This window comes from Micromonospora sp. NPDC049275, assembly GCF_043197115.1.
Lineage (GTDB): Bacteria > Actinomycetota > Actinomycetes > Mycobacteriales > Micromonosporaceae > Micromonospora.
Genome location: NZ_JBICSN010000005.1, coordinates 104,125 through 122,733 on the forward strand (window position 1 = coordinate 104,125; position 18,609 = coordinate 122,733).

An 18,609-nucleotide genomic window follows, 5' to 3' on the forward strand; every position below is an offset into this window, starting at 1 on the left:
TCCCCCTGGTCAGCCAGGCTGTCCACGACTCGGGCGAACCGCATCGAGGTCCGGACCAACGCTCTTAGTCCGCAGCCCCACGACCCGCCGCACGGTCAAGGCGACCCGCCGCCTCGTCCAGGTCGTCCTCGAACAGGTCCGTGCACACGTCCAGCGTCATGGCCGCCGAGGCGTGCCCGAGCATCCGCTGCACCGCCTTCACGTTGGCGCCCTCGGCTACCGCCAGACTGGCCGCCGTGTGCCGCAGCTCGTGCGGGTCAGGCCGGCGAGACCGATCGACTCCGCAGCCCGATCGAAGACGCGACGGCGGAAGTTTATGCGCAGCACCTCGCCAGTCGGGGACGCGAAAACAGCGCGTGCGGGCCGTGGGGCACCCGGTCGCCGGGCTCGCCCTCGTGGCACCATGTTGCGCTATGGATCATCAGGGGCAGCTTCGTCGTGCAGCGCTCGCGTTGGGCATCCCGGACGACGAGGTCCGCCGGTTCATCCAGCACCTCCGTTTGTCGATCCGGTTGAGCGAAGGATCCAGCGGTGTTCCGGTGGGGCAGTTCGGTGGGTTGCCCCGACTGCCGGTGGGCGTGGACTGGCCGTCCGACGGGGTCAGTCCGTTGCCGTTCATCTTCTCGGTCGACTGCGCGCTGCTGCCAAGAGTCGACGACTTCGGACTGCCGGCAGACGGCTCGCTGCTGTTCTTCCTGAACCACGAGCAGGCCGCTGCCACCGGGGAGCGAAGGTACGGGCGAGTCGTGTATGTGCCGGCCGGTACCGATACCGAGGTGGCGGCAGGATCCACCGACAACGCGTTCGTCGGCGAGCCGTACGACGTCGGCGCCACGCTGCGCGCGGAGTTCCCCGATTGGTTCGGGGCGGACGACGAGGACGAGGACGACGACGACCTGTCGCCCTTCCAGCAGCAGTTGGCCCGTGACCTCGAGCGTGACCTGCCGCACCTTGACGAACTCTGCGCTCTGGCCAATGATCTCTGGCCGCCTGACAACGGGTACGCCCGCGCCTATATCGGCGGGTATGCCGACGAGGAGGTAATCAAGAATTTTGCGGAGCAGACCCTCGCGTGGCGCGAGAAGACCGGCGAGATCGTCATCCCGGTCGCGAAATGGTATTCCCATGTGGAGAAGGAAACGCACCGGCTGACGAGTGAGTGGGTGTCGCTCGCCCACTTTCCCGTGGACAACGAGCTCTATTACCGGAGTGACGGGAGTTTCGTGATCCGTCACGACGACCTGGCCGCTGGTCGGCTGGACGAAGCACTTTCCGTGGCTGAGTTGATCCCATAGAACACCGGCGGCGCCGGATACGGCCACGACGAGGTTGCCTCTCCGGACGCGGAGATCTCGGACTCGGCGGTGCCGCCGTGGCGGATGGCCACGTTCCGGTCGATGCTGTATTCCAGGTTGGGAATGTTGCGCGAGGGCGAGCTGGCGCAGTTCGAGGCCGATCGGTGGCGGCCGGTGACGCTAACCCGGTTCGCTACGCACATTGAGCTGCACCGGGCGCTCATGATGGCGCACTCCGGCGACCGGGCGGGCGGACTGACGTACGCGCGGCGGGCCTGGACGGCGCTCGCGCCGGAGCGCCGCTCACAGACGCTGGGCCTGGTCCTGCGCGAGGTGGAGCGGGCTGCGCGGGAGCCTCGGGCCTGACTTACCGGCCGAGCGCCGCAGTGATCGCGAGGATCGTCCAGACGGTCCAGACCGTCCAACGAAGGAAGCGGCTGCGCGTCGGCCGCTGGCGCTGACGGCGCCGGCGGGCTCCGCGGTTCGCCGTTCCTGCGGGCCGTGTGCAGTGCGACGGCGACAGCTGCACCTCCGGTTTGCGCTGGGCCCTTGCACCGTACCCAGGAGGCGCACGGCTCTGCCGCCGTCAGCTCGCCCACCTGGACGTGCGTCAAGGCAGCCCGCATAGCGGGCGGTGCCGGCCCGGCCCCGGCCTGCTGGCGACTTAAAACGCCAAGGCCCATGCCACGCTGGCAACGGCGGCGACAAGCGGGCCGAGCCTTGCCGCCGCCTTGGTCCGCCTCGGTGCCTTCTGCGGATCAACCGCCGTAGCCAACGCCAGAATCACGGCGGCGGGCAGGTGAACGAAGAGCCCGAAGAGCAGGCCAAGCACGGCCAGGACGAGTAGTAACCCCACGACAACCCAACACGTGACCCGGAACGCTCTCGCCTGCTTGATCCCGAGAGGGATCGCTACCAGTACTGACGGGAACCATGCGATGAACCACATCCAGGGGTACTCGCTCGTCAGCCAGGCGGCGGCGAGAGCCGAAGTCAGAAGCGCGCCGCAGGTGAGCAGCCGGGCCAGAGTCGGCGCAGCGGCCGGCGCGAGGGTTGGGCCAGACACGGGGGCATTGCTTCCTGAATCGGTTGTGCGACGAGACCCGGAGTTCCTGACCGGCCAGCCGTGGCCTTGAGCAAGGGCGGAAGTATCTCAGTCCCGTCCGCGGTCCACAGTGGTTCAAAAGTTGGGGTCTTCATGCCGCTCCGGCTGTGTGGCCCGGGTGATGAGTGCGAAAATCTCCTACATGAAGCCAACCAAGAACGCGTGGTGGCAGACAACAATGACACCGAAGCAGGGTTTCATCAGGGGAGGCGTCTGGCTTCTCCTGGCGGTCGGGTGGGTGGTTGTGGCCGTCGGAGACCGCGCGCCGTGGCATTGGGCATTTGCCGCACTGTGGGCCGTCGTCAGTGTGGGCTATCTGGTGCCAGCCGTGCTGCTGCGGCGACGGCAGCGCGCAACTCAGGAGAAGCCAGGGCCAGAAGGCCCAGTCCGGGCCGGTTGAGCCCGATCGCCGGCAAGGGCCACGAGTATCGCCCGGCGTGAACGTGCAGCGGGGCAGGCCGGCGAGGAGATGACCAGGCTGGCGGCCGACGTTCGTGATTTCCTCAGCCGGTAAGCCTCATCCGGCCGCAGGCACCTGACCAGCTGCGGGTCCCTTCTGCTGACCCCGTGCCGCCGCTTGGGCGCCAGGAAAACCGCCTATTGATCCTGCCGGTCGAGGTAGGAGGCCCCGAAGCGGTCCAAGACGTCGATGACGACGTCGCCGACGCCCCGCCCGGAGCCGTGGCCAGCCTCGTCGATCAGCTCCAGCCGTGCCTCGGGCCACACCTTGGACAGCTGCCAGGGGATGTCGACCGGGCTGCCGAGGTCGAGCCGGCCGTGTACGAGAACACCGCGAATGCCGGCGAGCCGATGTACGCCGGCCATCAACTCGCCGTCGGCGAACCAGCCGTCGTGCGCCCAGTAGTGGGTGACGAGACGCGCGAAGGTCATCCGGAACGCCGGGTCCTCGTATCGAGGGTCGGGTCGACTTCCGGGCAGGTTCGAGACGAGTGTGTCCTCCCAGGCACACCAGTTGCGTGCGGCCCGGTCCCGTACGCCCTCGTCAGGATCGGCCAGCAATCGGGCGTACGCGGCGGGCAGATTGCCGTCGCGTTCGGCCGCCGGCACCGCGTCCCGGAACCTCTCCCATTGTTCGGGGAAGACCCGTCCGAGGTCGCGGGTGAGCCACCTGTGCTCTGCCGGTGTGCTGGTGACGACGCTGAACAGCACGATCTCGGTGACCCGGTCCGGGTGCCGCTCGGCGTAGCCGAGGCCGAGGGCGCTGCCCCACGATCCGCCGAGCAGTAACCACCGGTCGATGTCCAGGTGCGTGCGCAGCTTCTCGATATCGGCCAGAAGATGCGGCATGGTGTTTGTCGAAAGATCTGTTCGCACGTCGCCCGCGTCCGGTGTGCTGCGTCCGCATCCCCGCTGATCGAACAGGACCACCCGATAGACGGCCGGGTCGAAGAACCGCCGCCAGGAGGCGCCGGCTCCGGAGCCGGGGCCACCGTGCAACACCAGGGCTGGTTTTCCGAGTGGGTTGCCGCAGCTCTCCCAGTAGACGAGGTGGCCGTCTCCGACGTCGAGCATGCCGTGTGCGAAGGGTTCGATCTCGGGATACAGGCGGGTCACGCCTGCGATCCAACCATCGAGATCGTTGCCGCGCACCCGTGTTGTGACGGTGGAGGCGGTCCGTCCGGACGGTGTGGTTGTTGATGGTTACGCGCGGTCGCCATCTCCACCGTCACGGGGCCGGTACCTGACGAGACCGAGTGTGAGGAACCCGAGCGCCAGGGCCACGAGCGTCAACGCTGTCGCGGGTCCGAACGCGCCGATGAGCCGTCCGAGGTACCCCACTGCAAGTAACAAGAAGAAGAGCCCACCGCAGAGGAACCACATCCCCGCATCGACTGGCCGCCTCCACCTTCTCCGGGCAAAGGGCGACATGCGGCCAGTCAGCAGGAGACGGACACCGTAGCTGGCAAAGACCACACCGCCGACGCCCAACAGGATCTGGAACACGTCTCGGGGGTCCATACATCTGCCTCTACCCGGGGGATCTGGGCGGCAACCAGGTGGATGACCTGCGTCGGCGGGACTGCTTGATCTCGACCGGATCACGCCACTCGTCAGCCTGCCGACGGCGGTACTACCGATCGGCCGCTATGACCCGGAGGCGGGCCAAAATGCGGGACCTGCTCCGACCGCTGAAGAGGCTCGGCCGACTCGCGTGGGCCTCGAACCTGCGTCGTTCGTCAGCGGTCCAGCCAGGGGCGCTCAGCGACAGGTTTCGGGTCAGGACCAGTCGAACATCCGCACCGGCAGGAGTACAAGAACGACGGTCGCGGCGACGGCGAGCAGAACGCGCACGGGGCGGAGACCTCGCCACCACGGGATGATCCAGAGCAGCAACCACATGGCGCTCGAGATCGCCACATGCGCGCCGATCAACCCGAGGGTGGTCTCCTCGCACATGTTGTCGGCCACGGCCTTCTCGCACACCGCTGGCGGGCCATTGTGGTCGCCGAGGTTTCCCAACAATCCCACGATGCCGGCCAGTACAGGAGCTGCCACGAGGGTGAACAGCGGCGTCACCAACCATCCGGCAAGGTCACGGCGCCGGTCCGTTAGCCGTTCCACCAGCGGAACGGTACAGCCGGACATCGATACTCCCAACCTGGGCGGTGTCGGCTCGTCACTGCCCGGCCGGGGCCTTGTCGCCTTCGAGCAGTCGGGCCAGGCCGGTCAGGCCGGGGCCGATCCTCCTGATCTGGTTGTCGAAGAGCAGGTGGATTGTGGCGTCGGCATCGATGGCCAGGCTCGCGTGCCCGTCGTGCTCCTCACCGAGCGGGTAGAGCTGACCGGCCGTCGGCCCGGAGAGGCTGTCGAACCACACCTTCTGGCCGAGGCACAGCAGTGGGTCGAGCCGGACGCCGAGTCGGGCGGAGTCGCGGCCGGGACCGCTCACCGGCACGACCAGGCCGCCGAACTCGGTCAGGAAGGTACGGGCGGGGGTGTGCATGGCAAAGCCCTCGGGGGTGAGCGCCGACTCCCACTCGTCGACGTCCACTCTGCGGCGCGGTGACCAACCGGCGATCTTGAGTGCCTGTGCCACATGGTCCGGCAGTACGCGGTCGTCTCCCCGTATCACAGCACCTCCTTGGTCGGCGGCAGCCTGCAGGGCATGTAGCGGAGCTAGTGGGGACGCTCCGCACTCGACAGAAGATCCGTGACGGCAAGCCCGGGCAGCCCTACCTTCGCGCTCGACGTGATTCGGAACGTGCCGCCGACTGCTTCGGGCGTCCAGCCAACGCTCAGGGCGTACCGGGCAAGTTCACGGACGTCCTCAGCCGTCGGGTATGCGTACCTCTCGTCCCAGGGCGTCGGCGGGTAAGGCCACTCAGTCAGGTCGGCCTGTAGGGCACGGCCGTTCTTTCCCGCTCCCCATACGCGGATTCGGATGCAGCGACGAGGACAACCATCGCGTTCGAGCGCGTCGCGGATGTCGGCCTTCCAGGTGAACGTCCGACCGTCGACGTGCAGCTTGCGTAGCCTCGACCTCATTCGACCGCGCCTCCACCCTTCTCGCCAGAGTGTGAATTGGTCCCCGATCCGCTGGGCATCCCGGTGGGTGTCGATCGCGTACCTTGCAGGCATGCTAGTGGCATTTGCTGACGTGCTACGACGGGCTGACGTTCACGTGCCACACCGTCGCCTCACAACAATTGCCATTGTGCTGGCCCTTGTTGCGGCAGGTCTGGTGGGCGGCTTCGGGGCGGCCAAGCTTGCCGACGATCCGCACACCGCCAGGCCGGAGCTGGTCGTCGGGGTGGTCACCTGGTCGAACGAGCAGACCAGGTCCGTCGCGTTCGAGGAAGACGGGACCGCTCACCGCCCTCGCGACGGCGACACGATCTACTCGGTGATCGCCGAAGGCTGGCAGGACGTTGACGGGACACTGCACCACGAGGGTACGTACCCGAGCTGCCTGGCCGGCGAGAAGGGCGATCCCGTCTCCACGGACCGGCACCGGGTGGGGCTTGAGGTCCTGCATCGCGACACGGGTGGTCAGCCACAGCACATCGTCGTCCATGTCCGTTGCCTCGACTGATGGCGTGAAACCACCCGGGATGCAGAGACAGCCCGCCGAGCCGAGGCGGCCTCAGCCGAGGTGCAGCAGCAAGACCTGGAAGTGGGCGGCCAGGCCGCCGATCCTGGTCACGATGCCGTCTTCGGTGTGTGTCGCGGTGGCGAAGACGGAGGACGGGCGGCCGAGGGCGTCGCCCTGGTGCACCTCGATCTGGCCGGTGCGGGACGTGTCGAGGAGGTGGGCGGCGAGGCAACCGGCGCTGTTGGCGTTGACGGTGTCCTCGTCGACGCCGATCGCGGGGGCGAACATGCGGGCGGTGGCTGGTCCTGCGGTTGGTGAGAGCGCGTAAGTGAAGCAGCCGAGATAGCCGAGCCGGCGGCACTCGGCTGCCAGCCGGGCGAAGTCCGGCCGCATTGCCGACAGGGTCCGGCGATCCCGGACACGTAGGAGAAGCCGGGGCGTGCCGGGCGAGGCGACCCGCAGGTCGTCGGCGACGATGTCGTCCGGTGCCAGACCGAGGGCCGCGAGGATGGCGCCGCGGGCCGGTTCGGCGTGGTCCCGCAGCGCGATGACGCCCTGTTCGAACCAGACTTCGATGCTGTCGTGGCGGCGGGTGGCGGTCACGGCGAGGGTTCGGTTGCCGGTGCGCTGGTGACCGTGGTGCTGACTGCCGCCGGCGCGGTGCAGCAGGACGGCCTGCGCGGCGATGGTGCCGTGTCCGCAGTTGCGGAGTTCGCCCTCGGTGGTGAAGAACCGTACGCGGGGCGGGGCGGCGCTGCTGTCGACGAATGCGGTGTGGGAGGTGCGGGCCGTCGCGGCGACAGCGCGCCGCTCGTCGTCGGTGCGGATGGAGTCGTCGATCACGACCGCGGTGGGGCTGCCGCCTCGCCCATCGCGGGTGCAGGCATCCACCGCGATCAGGTGCCGAGCGACGACCCGTGCCACGAGGAGCACCTTGCCACAGCGTCGCCATGACCTGCGCGCCCATTTCGCGTACCGCCTCCGGCCTGCCGGCGCCGCCGCGGCGCCGGGGCGGTGACCGCTGGATTGCCGCCGTCCTGGAGATTTCCTCTGGCGTAGCGTCGAATCCGGGGTGAGCCGTTCGTAGTACAGGCAGGAGGCGGTCGGCGGAGGCCGCCGGAACGAAGGAGTCTGGGAATGCCGCGGTACCTGATCTCGTTCGACGACGGCGCCATGGACCACATCCCCGCCGAGGACTGGCCCGATGTGGGCAAGGCCGCGCACGCGGTGACCGAGGAGGCCGTGCACGCTGGCGTGTGGGTGTTCGGCGCCGGACTGGAGAGGCAGCGGGCGACCGTCGTGGCCACGGACGGGACGATCACCGACGGCCCCTACCCGGAGACCAGGGAGGTCGTCGGAGGGTTCGCGGTCGTCGACGTGGCCACCCGCGAGGAGGCGCAGGTGTGGGCTGCCAAGATCGCCGGTGCTTGCCGCTGCTCCCAGGAGGTGCGGGAGCTCATGCCCGACCCCGAGACGGACGCGCTGCTGCGCGAGGCCGCCGGTCGCGGATGACGGCGCGGGTCTCCGCACCGACCGGGGACAGGGCGCGAGGCGTGACCCGAGGATCGTGCTGACCGAAGCCCGCCCCCCGGGCGGTCCTGCGGCCGGGGAGGTACGGGTCAGGAGTGCAGGGTGTCGCTGGGGGACCTGCCGTGCGCCGCCCGGTAGTCAGCGGCGAACCGGCCCGCGTGCAGGTAGCCCCAGCGGTGGGCGGCGGCGGCCACGGTGTCGCCTCGGGTGGGGTCGGCGGCGAGGAGGTCCTGGTGAGCGCGGTCGATCCGGGTTCGTCGCAGGTACGCCGTCGGCGTGGTGTTCAGGTGGCGGCGGAACGCCGCCTGGAGGGCGCGGGGTGTGACGCGGGCGGCGTCGGCGATCTGGATGGTGGTGAGCGCTTCGGCGGCGTGCGTCTCGATGAACGACACGGCGCGGCGGACCGGGCCGGCGGGCACTGGGCCGGCACCGGGCCGGTGGGACATCGTCATCGCGGAGTTCGGGAAGGCCGCGAGCGCGGCCGAGGTCGCCAGGTCGATGGCGGCTCGGACCACCAGCGGGCTTCGTAGTGGCTCCGGCGGGCCGGTGAAGAGGCGGTAGAGGTGCGTGGCGGTGTTGTACCAGTACCGCCCGAGCTCGCTGGTGACCGGCGTCATCGCCTCGAATCGGAAGTCGGCCGGGTCGATCCCAGTCCGCTCGGTCGCCGCCTCGGTCACGATGCGCGGGTCCAGGTTGATGCTGTAGAGATCGAACTGCTGGCAGATGTTGATGATCGGGCGGTTGGGCCGCTGCAGGACCACCTCGCCGGGACCTGTCCGCGCTTCCTGCCGGCCATCGCGTGTCTCGACCTGACCGCTCACCAGCGCGATGAGCATCAGGTCACTCAGGGGTTCGAGATGGATTTCGACGTTCGCGCCGTACTGCATCCTGTTCAGCAGGATCGGCCCGAAGCCGACCGACTCCTCCCGGTAGGTGAACCGCCCGGCCACGCCCCGCATGCGTAGCTGAAGCCCCGCGCACGCCTGGCGTATCCCATCGTTGGCCTGCGAGATCTCGGAGGTGGTGTACCTGTGCAGGATGGCCAGATCTACCGTCTCGACGCCCTGCATCCTGCCTCCTTCGTCACCAAGCGGGGCAGCGTCCGCGGGCGCTCGGGCGGGCCAGGCGGATGAAACGTGAGAACGCTGCCCTGTTCTCAACGAAGCCGAGCCTCGGCCGATGCGGTCTCCGGCAACCGCGTCGCCTGCCGGCACCTCGCGCCGGCCGGATCAGGAGTGCAGGGTGTCGCTGGGGGATCGGCCGTACGTGGCCCGGTAGTCGGCGGCGAACCGGTCCGCGTGCAGGTAGCCCCAGCGGTGGGCGGTGGCGGCCACGGTGTCGCCTCGGGTGGGGTCGGCGGCGAGGAGGTCCTGGTGAGCGCGGTCGATCCGGGTTCGTCGTAGGTACGCCGTCGGTGTGGTGTTCAGGTGGCGGCGGAACGCCGCCTGGAGGGCGCGGGGTGTGACGCGGGCGGCGTCGGCGATCTGGGTGGTGGTGAGCGCTTCGGCGGCGTGCGTCTCGATGAACGACACGGCGCGGCGGACCGGGCCGACGGGTACCGGGCTGGCGTCGGGGTGGGAGAACGTCATCGCGGAGTTGGGGAAGGTGGCGAGCGCGGCCGACGCGGCCAGGTCGATGGCGGACCGGATCACCAGCGGGCTTCGTAGTGGCTCCGGCGGGCCGCTCAGGAGACCATAGAGATGAGTTGCGGTGTCGTACCAGAACTGGCCCAGCTCGCTCGTCATCGGCGTCATCGCCTCGAATCGGAAGTCGGCCGGGTCGATGCCCGTCCGCTCGACGGCCGCCTCGGTCACCGTGCGCGGGTCCAGACTGATGCTGTAGAGGTCGAGATGCCAGCCGAAGTTGACGAGCGGGCGGCCCGTCCGCTGCAGGACCACCCCGCCGGGACCTGTCCGCGCCTCCTCCCGGCCATCCCGCACTTCCGCCCGCCCACGCACCATCGCGACGAGCATCAGGTCACGAAGTGGCTCGAGATGCATCTCGAATTCCATGCTGCAATGCACCCGGGTTGCCAGGATCCGTCCGACGTCGATCAGGTCTTCCCGATACGTGAATGGCGCGTCGAGGCGCCGCGGCCGAAGCTCGAGTCCCGCGCATCTCTGACCGATCACGTCGTTCGCCTGCGTGACCTCGTGGGTCGTGAACTGGTGCCGAGTGGTGGGGTCCGCTGTCTCGGCGTTCTGTTCCATCGGTCCTCCCTCGTCGCGAGCGGGCGGCGACCGTCAGCCGCGTCCGCTCGACGGTGTGCGACGCGCCGAGTGGACGAGACATGAGAGCAGCGCCGTGTTTTCAACGAAGGTGGGGCTCTGCCGACGCGGCCGCAGGTGCCGCATGGTCAGCAGGTGGTCGCGGCGGGCCGGGGGCCTCGGCCAGGCAGGCGGTGACGACGGCGATGGACGCGCTCTGTCCACAAGCCGCAGCCGGCGGGTCAGATTGCGCCGGCCGGGGTCAGCGAAGAGCCATCGTGCAGAAGATGCGTGGTAGTTCGAAGAGGCGCGTTCACGCGCCCACCGTGCCCCGCCGCCCCGGAAAGGTAGGTCCGATGCCACGCTCGTCCCGGCAAGGAGGCGTGCTGACCGCCCGTCCGGGCGCCATGGCCCGGCTGATCCGTGGGTACGGGCTGCGGAGTCTGGCCCTGGTGGCGTGGACGATGCTTGCCTGTCGGCGAGTGCGTCGCCAACTCGCCAGGGGTGGACTGGGCGCGGTGCGCCTCGCCGCGCCCCCGGCCGGCGGCACCGACACGCTGGTCCGCGGAGCACTCCGCCGCAGCGGCGGCAACTGTCTGGAGAGCGCGCTCGTGCGGCAGCGCTGGTTCGCCGAACGAGGGGTGGCCCGGACCGTGGTCATCGGGGTCAGCGACCCAGCCGCCGGCTTCCACGCCCACGCCTGGCTCGACGGCGACCCGGACCCGCACCGGCACGGGTTGGCGGAGATCCTGCGGCGCCCGGTCCCGCAGGCCTGGCTGCGCTGATCAGGCCGGCGGGACAGGCACGCCCCCGCGGCCGTCACAGGCGTTCGATGAGGTCGATGGCCTCCAGCTCGGCGAGGAACGCGTGCACGTCGGCGACGGCCCGCTCCAGCTCGACCGGCCCCTGTTCGGCAAGCACCTTGGCCAGCTCGGTTGCGGTGGCTCCGGCCATCAGGTGCGGCCACAGCATCGCGGCCGATCGGTCCAGGGCCAGGTAGACGGACTGCCGGATGTCGAGCAGCACGGTCTCGTCGCCGGCCGCACGCCAGGCGACCCGGTTACCCCGGACCCGGTACACGGTCGCCGTGTCGGCGTTCACTTCGGCACCTCCACAGTGGGTCATTGCTGCGGCGTCCCGGCGGTGACCGTGGACACCGCCGCCTCGAAGCGCCCCATGGGTCTCCTCCCCGAGCGTGGTCGACGGGTTGCTCGCGCCCGTCGTTCCGGCGGGTGCAAGACCGGCCGACCGGGGTCGCATCGTCGCGTAACCCCGATCGGCCGGCCGACTGGGCCGGGCCAGGATGAGTGGCTCGGTCAGGCAGAGGCTAGGTGCGGTGGACGGACTCCACTGCGTCTGCCGAATAGTCGTGAACCCGACAGTTTCGGGGACGGAAACGCGTAACCACAACGTCACAACCAGTCCACTCACCCCGTGGACCGTCTCGGCGCTGCCGAGGCACGCAACTGGACGACTTTGATTGTTACCTGGCAGAAAACCGTTCCGCGAGCCGTCATTCGCGAATCGGCCAGCCCGGTACGGGAACCGGCTCGGGTCGTCGACTCGGCGTGTCGCACCAGCGGTGGATGCCGCCGCCGATGTCCCGGAAGTCGTCGCCAGGCCGTTGCGAACCACTGTGTGACACGTTCAATCAGATCGGGCCGGACTGACCGCCCGACGGAGGTGACGGCCTATGCCGTGGACGGGGGACCCAGACGGGCAGGAGCCTGTTACCCGAGACATTGTGGAGACCGATGACCCAGAACGTGCACACCACCTGATCGCACAGCGTTTCGGAGAACACCGCGTCCGGATCTCCGGTCCACCCGCCCGGTTCCGCTACCGGCGGGTCACACTGCGCGCAGACGACCTGGAGATCGGTGAGACCCGGTACACCATGCGCAACCGCACCGAGTCGTTGCCCTATCCCGACTTCGCCACGGTGAGCGTGACGCACGGCCGGTACGCCGTCCGCACCGACGGCGAGGAACTGCGCCTCGGGCCCGGTACGACCGGTCGATACCCGGAGGTGGAGGCGATTCATCTCGTCGACGACCTGGCATCGGTCGTCGTCCGGCTGCCGATGCAACGGGTCGCGGCGGCCGCCTCCCTCCGAACCGGCCTGCCCGCCGCGAACTTCCAGTTCACCACGATGGCGCCGCTCTCCCCGGCGATGGCCCTGCTCTGGCAGTCGGTGACGGCGTTCGCCAGGCGACAACTCGCCATCAGCGCGGTGGTGGCCAGTCCGCTGGCCCGGGCCGGCCTCGTGGAGATGGTGGCGACAACCGCCGTCGCGGTGTTCCCGAACACCACCATGACCATCAACTATCTGCCCGGCCAGGCGGGCGTCGGCCGGGCGATCGTGCGTCGGGCCGCCGAGTTCATCGAGGCACACGCGGCGGCACCGTTGACCGTGGGCCGGATCGCCGAAGCCTGTGAGGTCAGCCAGCGCGCGTTACAGGCCGCGTTCCAGCGCTACCACGGGCAGACGCCGATGGCGTTCCTGCGTGCCGTCCGGTTACGCCAGGCGCACTGGGACCTGCAACACGCCAAACCGGGCCAGACGGTGGCGGAGACGGCCCGCCGCTGGGGCTGGACCCATCCCGGGCGGTTCGCGCAGGCGTATCGCGAGGCGTACGGCTGCCACCCCTACGACACCCTGCGCGGGACGGGAGTGACGGCGCCGAGCGAGCAGGGTCGATGACGAACGACGTCGCACGCGGGTGGCGGACATCGCCTGCACGAGTGGCGGTACGCCTGCGCGGCCCTGCCCTGCCGGCCCGCGGCGCCAGGGGTACGTCCGGCGACACCCGCAACGGCAAGTACGCCGGCTGACGACACCTGACGGATCCGGCGTCGTGTCCATTGCGCGACGAACAGGTCGAGCCCGCGAGCTGCGGAACTAGCCTGATCCGGTGATGTCGATGGCTGGCGCGGGTGTACGCGTCCGGCTGCTCGGCCCGGTGGAGGTGGTCGCCGCCGACGGCCCGCAGGCGGTGAACGGGCTGCGTCGCAAGGCGGTACTGGCGACGTTGGCGCTGCACGCGGGTCGGGTTGTGAGCGTCGACCGGCTCATCGACGTGGTCTGGGGCGAGCGCCTGCCGGCCACCGCGGAGAACACGCTCCAGCGCCACGTCTCCTACCTGCGCGGGGTGCTCGGCGAGCCCGGATCTATCGTGGCGCGTCGGCCCGGTTATCTGCTCAACACCGGGCCGGAGTCCACGGACGTCCAGGTCGCCGAGCACCTCCTGGAACTGGCCCGCCGCGCCACGGATCGGACCGAGCAGGTGACCCACCTGACCGAGGCGGTGGCACTGTGGCGCGGACCGCCGCTGGCCGACGTGGCCGGGTCGGCCTGGCTCGAGGAGCAGGCCGAGCACCTGGCACGCCTGCGGTTGGAGGCCGAACGGGCGCTCGCCGAGGCCCGGCTGTCGGTAGGCGAGCACGCGCGGCTGGTCCCCGGGTTGGAGCGTCTCGTCCGGCAGCATCCCTTCGACGAGCACCTGCACGCGCAGCTGATGCTCGCCCTGTACCGGGACGGCCGACAGGGCGAGGCGGTCACCACGTACCGGCGGTTGCGCGATGCCCTGCGGGACAACCTCGGCATCGACCCCAGCCCGCGGCTGCGGGATCTGGAGCGCGCCATCCTGCGCCAGGACACCGCCATCGCCGCGCCCGCCCCGGTGGCGACGGCACGGGTGGTGGCGGTGGCGGCGCAGTTGCCTCCCCCCGTACCCACGTTCACCGGGCGCGACGCGGAACTCGCCGCCCTGGACGCGCTCGTCGACCGGGGCGGCGCCGTCGTGGTGTCCGGCACCGCGGGCGTCGGCAAGACCGCCCTCGCGGTGCACTGGGCGCACCGCGCGGCCGGACGCTTCGCCGACGGCCAGCTCTACGTCAACCTGCGCGGCTTCGACCCGGCGGCCGCACCTACCGAACCGACGCGAGCGCTGCGCGGATTCCTGGAGGCGCTCGGCGTCTCGGCGGCGCGGATGCCCAGCGAACCGGACCTGATGGTCAGCCTGTACCGCACGGCGGTGGCCGGCAAGCGTCTGCTTGTGGTGTTGGACAACGCCCGCGACGCCGAGCAGGTCCGACCGCTGCTGCCCGGCTCACCCGACTGCCTCGCGATCATCACCAGCCGGGACCAGCTCACCCCGCTTGTCGTCACCGAGAGCGCCCAACCGGTGATCCTCGACCTGCTCAGCCCCGACGAAGCCCGCGACATGCTGGTCCGCCGGCTCGGGGCGCACCAGGTCGCCGCCGAACCCGCCGCAGCCGACGACATCGCCGACCGCTGCGCGCGGCTGCCCCTCGCGCTGGCCATCGTCGCGGCCCGAGCCGCCACCAACAGGCGCTTCTCGTTGGCCGCGGTCGCCGGTGAGCTCGGTGACCTGAACGCCTTCCACGGAGGCGACGAGGCCACCGACGTCCGGGCGGTGTTCTCCTGGTCGTGCCGCACGCTCAGCCCACCGGCGGTCCGGCTGTTCCGGCTGCTGAGCCTGCATCCCGGCCCGGACGCCGCCGCCCCGGCCGTGGCCAGCCTCGCCGGCGTCACCCCGGCGGCGATCGGTCCCCTGCTCACCGAGTTGACCCGGGCGAACCTCCTCACCGAGCACACCTACGGGCGGTACGCGTTCCACGACCTGCTGCGCGCGTACGCCTCCGGCCTGGCCGACGAGGCGGAGTTCCCGGCCGACCGACAGGAAGCCGTACACCGGTTTCTCGACCACTGCCTGCGCGCCGCACACGCCGCGGACCTCGCACTGCACCCGCACTTCAGCGACATCAGCCTCCCGCCGCCCCGGGCCGACGTGACGCCGGAAAATCCCAGGAACAAGTCGGCCGCGACGGCGTGGTTCACCGCTGAGGTTCCCGTTCTGCTCGCCGCCGTGCCGCTCGCGGCGCGGTCCGGGTTCGAGGGGCACGCCTGGCGGCTCGCCTGGGCCATGGCCGGCTTCCTGCACCGGCAGGGGCACTGGCAGGACTGGCTCGGCACACAGCGGATCGCTCTCGCCGCCGCGTCGCGCATCGGAGATCGGGCCGGGCAGGGCCACGCCCACCGCAGCCTCGGTCTCGCCTGCTCCCGGCTCCGGCGCTACGACGAGGCGGACGACCACCTGCGGCGGGCGCTGGACCTGTTCACTGACGTCGGCGACGACGCCGGGCGGGCACACACCTGCCTCAACCTCGGTCAGCTCGCCGAGCGGCAGGGGCAGCACCACCAGGCGCTCGGTCACTCCAAGCGGGCACTGACGCTGTTCCGGCAGGCTGGGAACCGGGCCGGGCAGGGGTACACCCTGAATGCGGTCGGTTGGCAGGAAGGGCTGCTCGGCGACCACCACCGTGCCCTCGCGGCGTGCGGCGAGGCCCTGCGGATGTTGCAGGAGGTGGACGACGTGCAGGGACAGGCCGACACGTGGGACAGCCTCGGCCACGCCCATCACCAGCTCGGCGACGACCGGCGGGCGATCACCTGCTACGAGCACGCCCTCGAACTCTTCGCGCAGGTCCACGACCGGTACGCGGTGGCGAGCACGTACGTCAATCTGGGCGGCAGCCACCGGGCCCTCGCCGACGTGGGCGCCGCCCGTACCGCGTGGCGCCGCGCCCTGAGCATCCTCGACGACCTAGGCGACGCCGACGCCGACTCGCTCCGCGCCGACCTCGAACAGCTCGACGTCACCCGGCTGTCCTGACGCTCCGCGCTTTCCGCACGCTTTCCGGGCCGTTTCAGCGCGGGCCGGCACTCTTCGGGCACCAGTTTCCTCAGCTAGGAACGGAGTGTTCGATGAGTCGTTTGGCACGCAACCTCGCGGTGGTCGGGGTGGTCGGCGGGTTGGTGCTCGCCACCTCCTCCGCGGCCGTGGCCCGGACCGACAAGCCGCCGACCAGGGGCACCGACTGTGTGGTGCAGTACGTCGACGAGCGCGGCGGGATCGTCCGCACCGAGACCGAACCCGAAGGTCGGGAGCACGGCCGGTTCCGCTGCGTCGCCGGGCAGTGGACGTACGCCTGGGATCCGTTCGGGGCGGACGACAGGATCGTGGCCGACGAGATCTGGATCGACCCGTCCGGCGCGGTCTCGGTCCGGCGGTTCACCGGTCCCGCGCTCGGCAACGAGCTCACGTTGGCCGAGATCGCCGCCATCGCCCAGGCCGTCACCGGCAGTGGCGACGTGCTGATCGACCGCGCGATCGTGGCTGTCGACGACGGCAAGGAGCGGACCCCGGAGCAGGTCGAGGCGCTGCTGGCCGGCAAGGACACCACAGGCGTACGCGTGCTGAAGACCATCGACAAGCCGGATGCCGCCATGTCGGCGAAGGACATCATCGACGAGGCCGGCGGCCTGCCGGAGACGACTGTCGTCTACTTCAGCCTCTGGGGCGCGATCAAGTCGGTGTTCGCCTGGATCGTGGACACGATCACCGACATCGGTGAGTGGATCGACGACCGCTGCGACTGGGGGTCGCCGAACGATGTGGGCGACGTGATCACGTGTCGCTGGTAGCCCGTCCGACCCCGCCGACACCGATTGCCGAGATGAGGACAACATGACAGCTCTGCGGGACATCACCAGGCGCGTCACCATCGTCACCGCGGCACTGATCGTCGGGCTGACTGCTTCGTACGCGCCGGCCCAGGCCGCCGAGGATGAGGCCCGGACGACGGTCACCGACCAGCCCGGCGCCCCGGGGATCATGCTCCAACAGTTCGAGGACCTGACCGGCCGGCCCGTCGGCGAGCTGGACACGGTGCTGGCCGTCGACACCGGAGGGCGGAACCTCACAGTCGACCAGCTCGGCGCGCTCGTCGCCGGCAAAGAGGTCGACGGCGTCAAGGTCCTGGGCGCGATGTCCGGTGGCCGGGACATCCTCGACACGACCATGACCGACCTCGCCGACGGCGTGTACGACGGCAGGGGTGACAGTGGGACCGCGACGTCCTCCCTGCTCTTCGCCTCGTCCACGCCGGAAGGCAGGGAGTGGTGCCTGACCATGTGCATGGGCTCGGGCAAGTCCTTCTGGGAATGCGTCCTGTCGCGTCGCGGCGACCAGATCCTCACCCTCGACCTCGCCGGCGACACCACGCTAGGCGGGATGAAGGCGGCCTTCGCGGAGGCCAACGGCGTCGCCGTCGAAGGGCCGTACGCGGTGGAGACGTTGGCCGGCGACGCCGAGCCCTCGGCGGAGGAGATCGAGATGCTCCTCGACGGCAAGGAGGTCGACTCGCTGCGTCGGGTGGCGACAGTGGCGGGACCGGACCCTGGGTGGGCACTGAACGACATCGCCGAGAAGTCGGGCGTTCCCTACGTGAAAAAGTGGACGCACATCGTCAGCTTCGAGGTCCCCATCCTCGGGAAGGTCGTCGTGTTCTGCGTCTCGTACAACAACGGGAAGACCTGGAGATGTAAGTCCTACCAGTGGGGCGGGTTCTAGCTGGTAGGCCGACGATCCCGCTCCGCGTCGACCGACCGGGTCGACGCGGAGCGGGTCTCCCTGTCTTCGGCATCGTCACACGTCGGCGAGCCGTGCTGGATCGAGTCGGGAGAGGCGGGCCGCGTCCTGGCCCGGCGGCAATCCGAACAGTCGTCGGTACTCGCGGCTGAACTGCGAGGCGCTCTCGTAGCCGACCGCGAATCCGACGGCCGCCACGTCGCCGGGCTCGGCCAGCAGCCGCGCTCGCGCCTCCTGGAGTCGGATCACCTTCTGGAACTGGATCGGTGTCATCGTCGTGGCCGCCCGGAAGTGACGGTGCAGCGAGGTCACGCTCATCCCGGCGACGCGCGCCACGTCCTCGACGCGGAACAGGTCCGCGTGGTGCTCACGGATCCAGCGGATCGCCCGCTCGATCTGCACGACGTTGCCGTCGGCCACCCCGATCTGCCGGACCGTGCCGCCCTGCTCGCTGGACAGCAGCCGCCAGACGAGTTCGCGTTCCACGCCGGCCCAGAGCACGCGCTGGTCGTCGGGGCGGTCGAGCAGGCGCAGCAGGCGTACCACCGCGTCGAGCAGATCGTCGCTCGCGGTGCTGACCGCGATGCCCGCCGCCGGCTCGCCGCGTCCCGGCGGCGCATCCAACAGCAGGTCCGCGATCAGCGGCGGACGCAGCGCGAGGCCCAGCACCAGGTACGGCTCGGCGGGGCTGGCCTCGCTGACGTGGGCGATCACCGGCAGCTCCAGGGACGCGACGACGAACTGCCCGGCGCCGTACGAGAAGACGCGGTCGCCCAGTACGGCGTGTTTCGCACCCTGTGCGACAACCGCGAAGATCGGTGCGGACTGGCCCGGCATGGGCTCGGTGGGGGCGTCGCTGCGGTGCAGGACGAGGCCTGCCGGTGTGGGCCGACCGGCGTGTCGCAGCACCAGGTCGCGGATCTCGGGCAGCGCGCTCATGGAACCCATCCTGCCGACTTTG

The 18,609-nt window shown here is 70.1% G+C and carries 20 protein-coding genes and 2 pseudogenes; 10 read left to right on the forward strand and 12 right to left on the reverse strand.

The annotated features are described in order from the left end of the window. Positions 1 to 64: 64 nt before the first annotated feature. A complete protein-coding gene (locus ACGFIE_RS17750) occupies positions 65 to 202 on the reverse strand; it encodes a hypothetical protein (RefSeq protein WP_393295843.1) in 138 nt (45 codons plus the stop codon). Positions 203 to 208: 6 nt separating this feature from the next. After that, positions 209 to 415: pseudogene (locus ACGFIE_RS17755) on the reverse strand (hypothetical protein); the annotation flags it as partial. Here ACGFIE_RS17755 and ACGFIE_RS17760 point away from each other — a divergent pair. Together ACGFIE_RS17760 and ACGFIE_RS17765 are read left to right on the forward strand one after the other, a co-directional pair. Then, positions 414 to 1,295, forward strand: coding sequence for a DUF1963 domain-containing protein (locus tag ACGFIE_RS17760; protein WP_393295845.1), 882 nt, complete (start codon positions 414 to 416; stop codon positions 1,293 to 1,295). The pseudogene ACGFIE_RS17755 and the gene ACGFIE_RS17760 sit on opposite strands and share 2 nt — an antisense overlap. 27 nt (positions 1,296 to 1,322) lie before the next feature. Further along, positions 1,323 to 1,661: pseudogene (locus tag ACGFIE_RS17765) on the forward strand (XRE family transcriptional regulator); the annotation flags it as partial. 298 nt (positions 1,662 to 1,959) lie between these two features. On the opposite strand, the gene ACGFIE_RS17770 reads toward ACGFIE_RS17765, so the two are convergent. The 5 genes from ACGFIE_RS17770 to ACGFIE_RS17790 form a co-directional block, all read right to left on the reverse strand. Continuing rightward, positions 1,960 to 2,361, reverse strand: a complete 402-nt coding sequence (locus tag ACGFIE_RS17770; RefSeq protein ID WP_393295847.1) for a hypothetical protein — start codon at positions 2,359 to 2,361, stop codon at positions 1,960 to 1,962. 636 nt (positions 2,362 to 2,997) lie between these two features. Continuing rightward, on the reverse strand, positions 2,998 to 3,975 hold the full coding sequence (gene pip / locus ACGFIE_RS17775; RefSeq protein WP_393295849.1) for a prolyl aminopeptidase: 978 nt from the start codon (positions 3,973 to 3,975) through the stop codon (positions 2,998 to 3,000). Positions 3,976 to 4,062: 87 nt separating this feature from the next. Further along, positions 4,063 to 4,380, reverse strand: coding sequence for a hypothetical protein (locus ACGFIE_RS17780; RefSeq protein ID WP_393295851.1), 318 nt, complete (start codon positions 4,378 to 4,380; stop codon positions 4,063 to 4,065). A 258-nt stretch (positions 4,381 to 4,638) separates the two neighbouring features. Beyond that, on the reverse strand, positions 4,639 to 4,983 hold the full coding sequence (locus ACGFIE_RS17785; RefSeq protein WP_393295853.1) for a hypothetical protein: 345 nt from the start codon (positions 4,981 to 4,983) through the stop codon (positions 4,639 to 4,641). Positions 4,984 to 5,038: 55 nt separating this feature from the next. After that, the gene (locus ACGFIE_RS17790) at positions 5,039 to 5,494 is read right to left on the reverse strand and encodes an SUKH-3 domain-containing protein (RefSeq protein WP_393295855.1); all 456 of its coding nucleotides are present in this window, start codon (positions 5,492 to 5,494) and stop codon (positions 5,039 to 5,041) included. 582 nt (positions 5,495 to 6,076) lie between these two features. Here ACGFIE_RS17790 and ACGFIE_RS17795 point away from each other — a divergent pair. Beyond that, on the forward strand, positions 6,077 to 6,454 hold the full coding sequence (locus ACGFIE_RS17795; RefSeq protein WP_393295857.1) for a hypothetical protein: 378 nt from the start codon (positions 6,077 to 6,079) through the stop codon (positions 6,452 to 6,454). Between the two features lie 51 nt (positions 6,455 to 6,505). On the opposite strand, the gene ACGFIE_RS17800 is transcribed toward ACGFIE_RS17795, so the two are convergent. After that, positions 6,506 to 7,378: a PhzF family phenazine biosynthesis protein gene (locus ACGFIE_RS17800; protein WP_393295859.1), complete on the reverse strand. Its 873-nt coding sequence runs from the start codon at positions 7,376 to 7,378 to the stop codon at positions 6,506 to 6,508. 213 nt (positions 7,379 to 7,591) lie between these two features. Between ACGFIE_RS17800 and ACGFIE_RS17805 the strand changes: the two genes are divergently transcribed. Continuing rightward, positions 7,592 to 7,966, forward strand: a complete 375-nt coding sequence (locus ACGFIE_RS17805; protein ID WP_393295861.1) for a YciI family protein — start codon at positions 7,592 to 7,594, stop codon at positions 7,964 to 7,966. A 107-nt stretch (positions 7,967 to 8,073) separates the two neighbouring features. Here ACGFIE_RS17805 and ACGFIE_RS17810 read toward each other — a convergent pair whose 3' ends face one another. Then, positions 8,074 to 9,054 (reverse strand): AraC family transcriptional regulator, encoded by a 981-nt coding sequence (locus ACGFIE_RS17810; protein WP_393295863.1) that lies wholly within the window; start codon positions 9,052 to 9,054, stop codon positions 8,074 to 8,076. Between the two features lie 159 nt (positions 9,055 to 9,213). Next, positions 9,214 to 10,194: an AraC family transcriptional regulator gene (locus tag ACGFIE_RS17815; protein WP_393295865.1), complete on the reverse strand. Its 981-nt coding sequence runs from the start codon at positions 10,192 to 10,194 to the stop codon at positions 9,214 to 9,216. A 353-nt stretch (positions 10,195 to 10,547) separates the two neighbouring features. Here ACGFIE_RS17815 and ACGFIE_RS17820 point away from each other — a divergent pair, with 353 nt between their 5' ends. Further along, the gene (locus ACGFIE_RS17820) at positions 10,548 to 10,976 is read left to right on the forward strand and encodes a lasso peptide biosynthesis protein (protein WP_393295867.1); all 429 of its coding nucleotides are present in this window, start codon (positions 10,548 to 10,550) and stop codon (positions 10,974 to 10,976) included. A gap of 34 nt (positions 10,977 to 11,010) precedes the next feature. Here ACGFIE_RS17820 and ACGFIE_RS17825 read toward each other — a convergent pair whose 3' ends face one another. Continuing rightward, positions 11,011 to 11,292, reverse strand: coding sequence for a PqqD family protein (locus ACGFIE_RS17825; protein ID WP_393295869.1), 282 nt, complete (start codon positions 11,290 to 11,292; stop codon positions 11,011 to 11,013). Positions 11,293 to 11,935: 643 nt separating this feature from the next. Here ACGFIE_RS17825 and ACGFIE_RS17830 point away from each other — a divergent pair. The 5 genes from ACGFIE_RS17830 (at position 11,936) to ACGFIE_RS17850 (ending at position 17,630) form a co-directional block, all read left to right on the forward strand. Beyond that, positions 11,936 to 12,895 carry an AraC family transcriptional regulator gene (locus tag ACGFIE_RS17830; RefSeq protein WP_393295871.1) on the forward strand — a complete coding sequence of 320 codons (960 nt, stop codon included), beginning with the start codon at positions 11,936 to 11,938 and terminating at the stop codon, positions 12,893 to 12,895. Next, entirely contained in the window at positions 12,892 to 13,026 is a 135-nt protein-coding gene (locus tag ACGFIE_RS17835; protein ID WP_393295873.1) for a hypothetical protein, read from the forward strand. Before ACGFIE_RS17830 ends, ACGFIE_RS17835 begins: the two co-directional genes overlap by 4 nt. Before the next feature lie 83 nt (positions 13,027 to 13,109). Continuing rightward, positions 13,110 to 15,890, forward strand: coding sequence for a BTAD domain-containing putative transcriptional regulator (locus ACGFIE_RS17840; RefSeq protein ID WP_393296389.1), 2,781 nt, complete (start codon positions 13,110 to 13,112; stop codon positions 15,888 to 15,890). Between the two features lie 92 nt (positions 15,891 to 15,982). Next, positions 15,983 to 16,702, forward strand: coding sequence for a hypothetical protein (locus ACGFIE_RS17845; RefSeq protein ID WP_393295875.1), 720 nt, complete (start codon positions 15,983 to 15,985; stop codon positions 16,700 to 16,702). A gap of 43 nt (positions 16,703 to 16,745) precedes the next feature. After that, entirely contained in the window at positions 16,746 to 17,630 is an 885-nt protein-coding gene (locus ACGFIE_RS17850; protein WP_393295877.1) for a hypothetical protein, read from the forward strand. A gap of 75 nt (positions 17,631 to 17,705) precedes the next feature. Here ACGFIE_RS17850 and ACGFIE_RS17855 read toward each other — a convergent pair whose 3' ends face one another. Beyond that, complete coding sequence (locus tag ACGFIE_RS17855; RefSeq protein ID WP_393295879.1) at positions 17,706 to 18,587, reverse strand: AraC family transcriptional regulator N-terminal domain-containing protein; 882 nt, start codon at positions 18,585 to 18,587, stop codon at positions 17,706 to 17,708. Between the last annotated feature and the right edge of the window lie 22 nt (positions 18,588 to 18,609).

Coding starts and splice junctions, on each gene's coding strand:
- ACGFIE_RS17780 (WP_393295851.1), bottom strand. CDS start 4,380: ATGGACCCCCGAGACGTGTTCCAGATCCTGTTGGGCGTCGGCGGTGTG.
- ACGFIE_RS17760 (WP_393295845.1), top strand. CDS start 414: ATGGATCATCAGGGGCAGCTTCGTCGTGCAGCGCTCGCGTTGGGCATC.
- ACGFIE_RS17855 (WP_393295879.1), bottom strand. CDS start 18,587: ATGAGCGCGCTGCCCGAGATCCGCGACCTGGTGCTGCGACACGCCGGT.
- ACGFIE_RS17845 (WP_393295875.1), top strand. CDS start 15,983: ATGAGTCGTTTGGCACGCAACCTCGCGGTGGTCGGGGTGGTCGGCGGG.
- ACGFIE_RS17835 (WP_393295873.1), top strand. CDS start 12,892: ATGACGAACGACGTCGCACGCGGGTGGCGGACATCGCCTGCACGAGTG.
- ACGFIE_RS17820 (WP_393295867.1), top strand. CDS start 10,548: ATGCCACGCTCGTCCCGGCAAGGAGGCGTGCTGACCGCCCGTCCGGGC.
- ACGFIE_RS17805 (WP_393295861.1), top strand. CDS start 7,592: ATGCCGCGGTACCTGATCTCGTTCGACGACGGCGCCATGGACCACATC.
- ACGFIE_RS17840 (WP_393296389.1), top strand. CDS start 13,110: ATGTCGATGGCTGGCGCGGGTGTACGCGTCCGGCTGCTCGGCCCGGTG.
- ACGFIE_RS17810 (WP_393295863.1), bottom strand. CDS start 9,054: ATGCAGGGCGTCGAGACGGTAGATCTGGCCATCCTGCACAGGTACACC.
- ACGFIE_RS17815 (WP_393295865.1), bottom strand. CDS start 10,194: ATGGAACAGAACGCCGAGACAGCGGACCCCACCACTCGGCACCAGTTC.
- ACGFIE_RS17850 (WP_393295877.1), top strand. CDS start 16,746: ATGACAGCTCTGCGGGACATCACCAGGCGCGTCACCATCGTCACCGCG.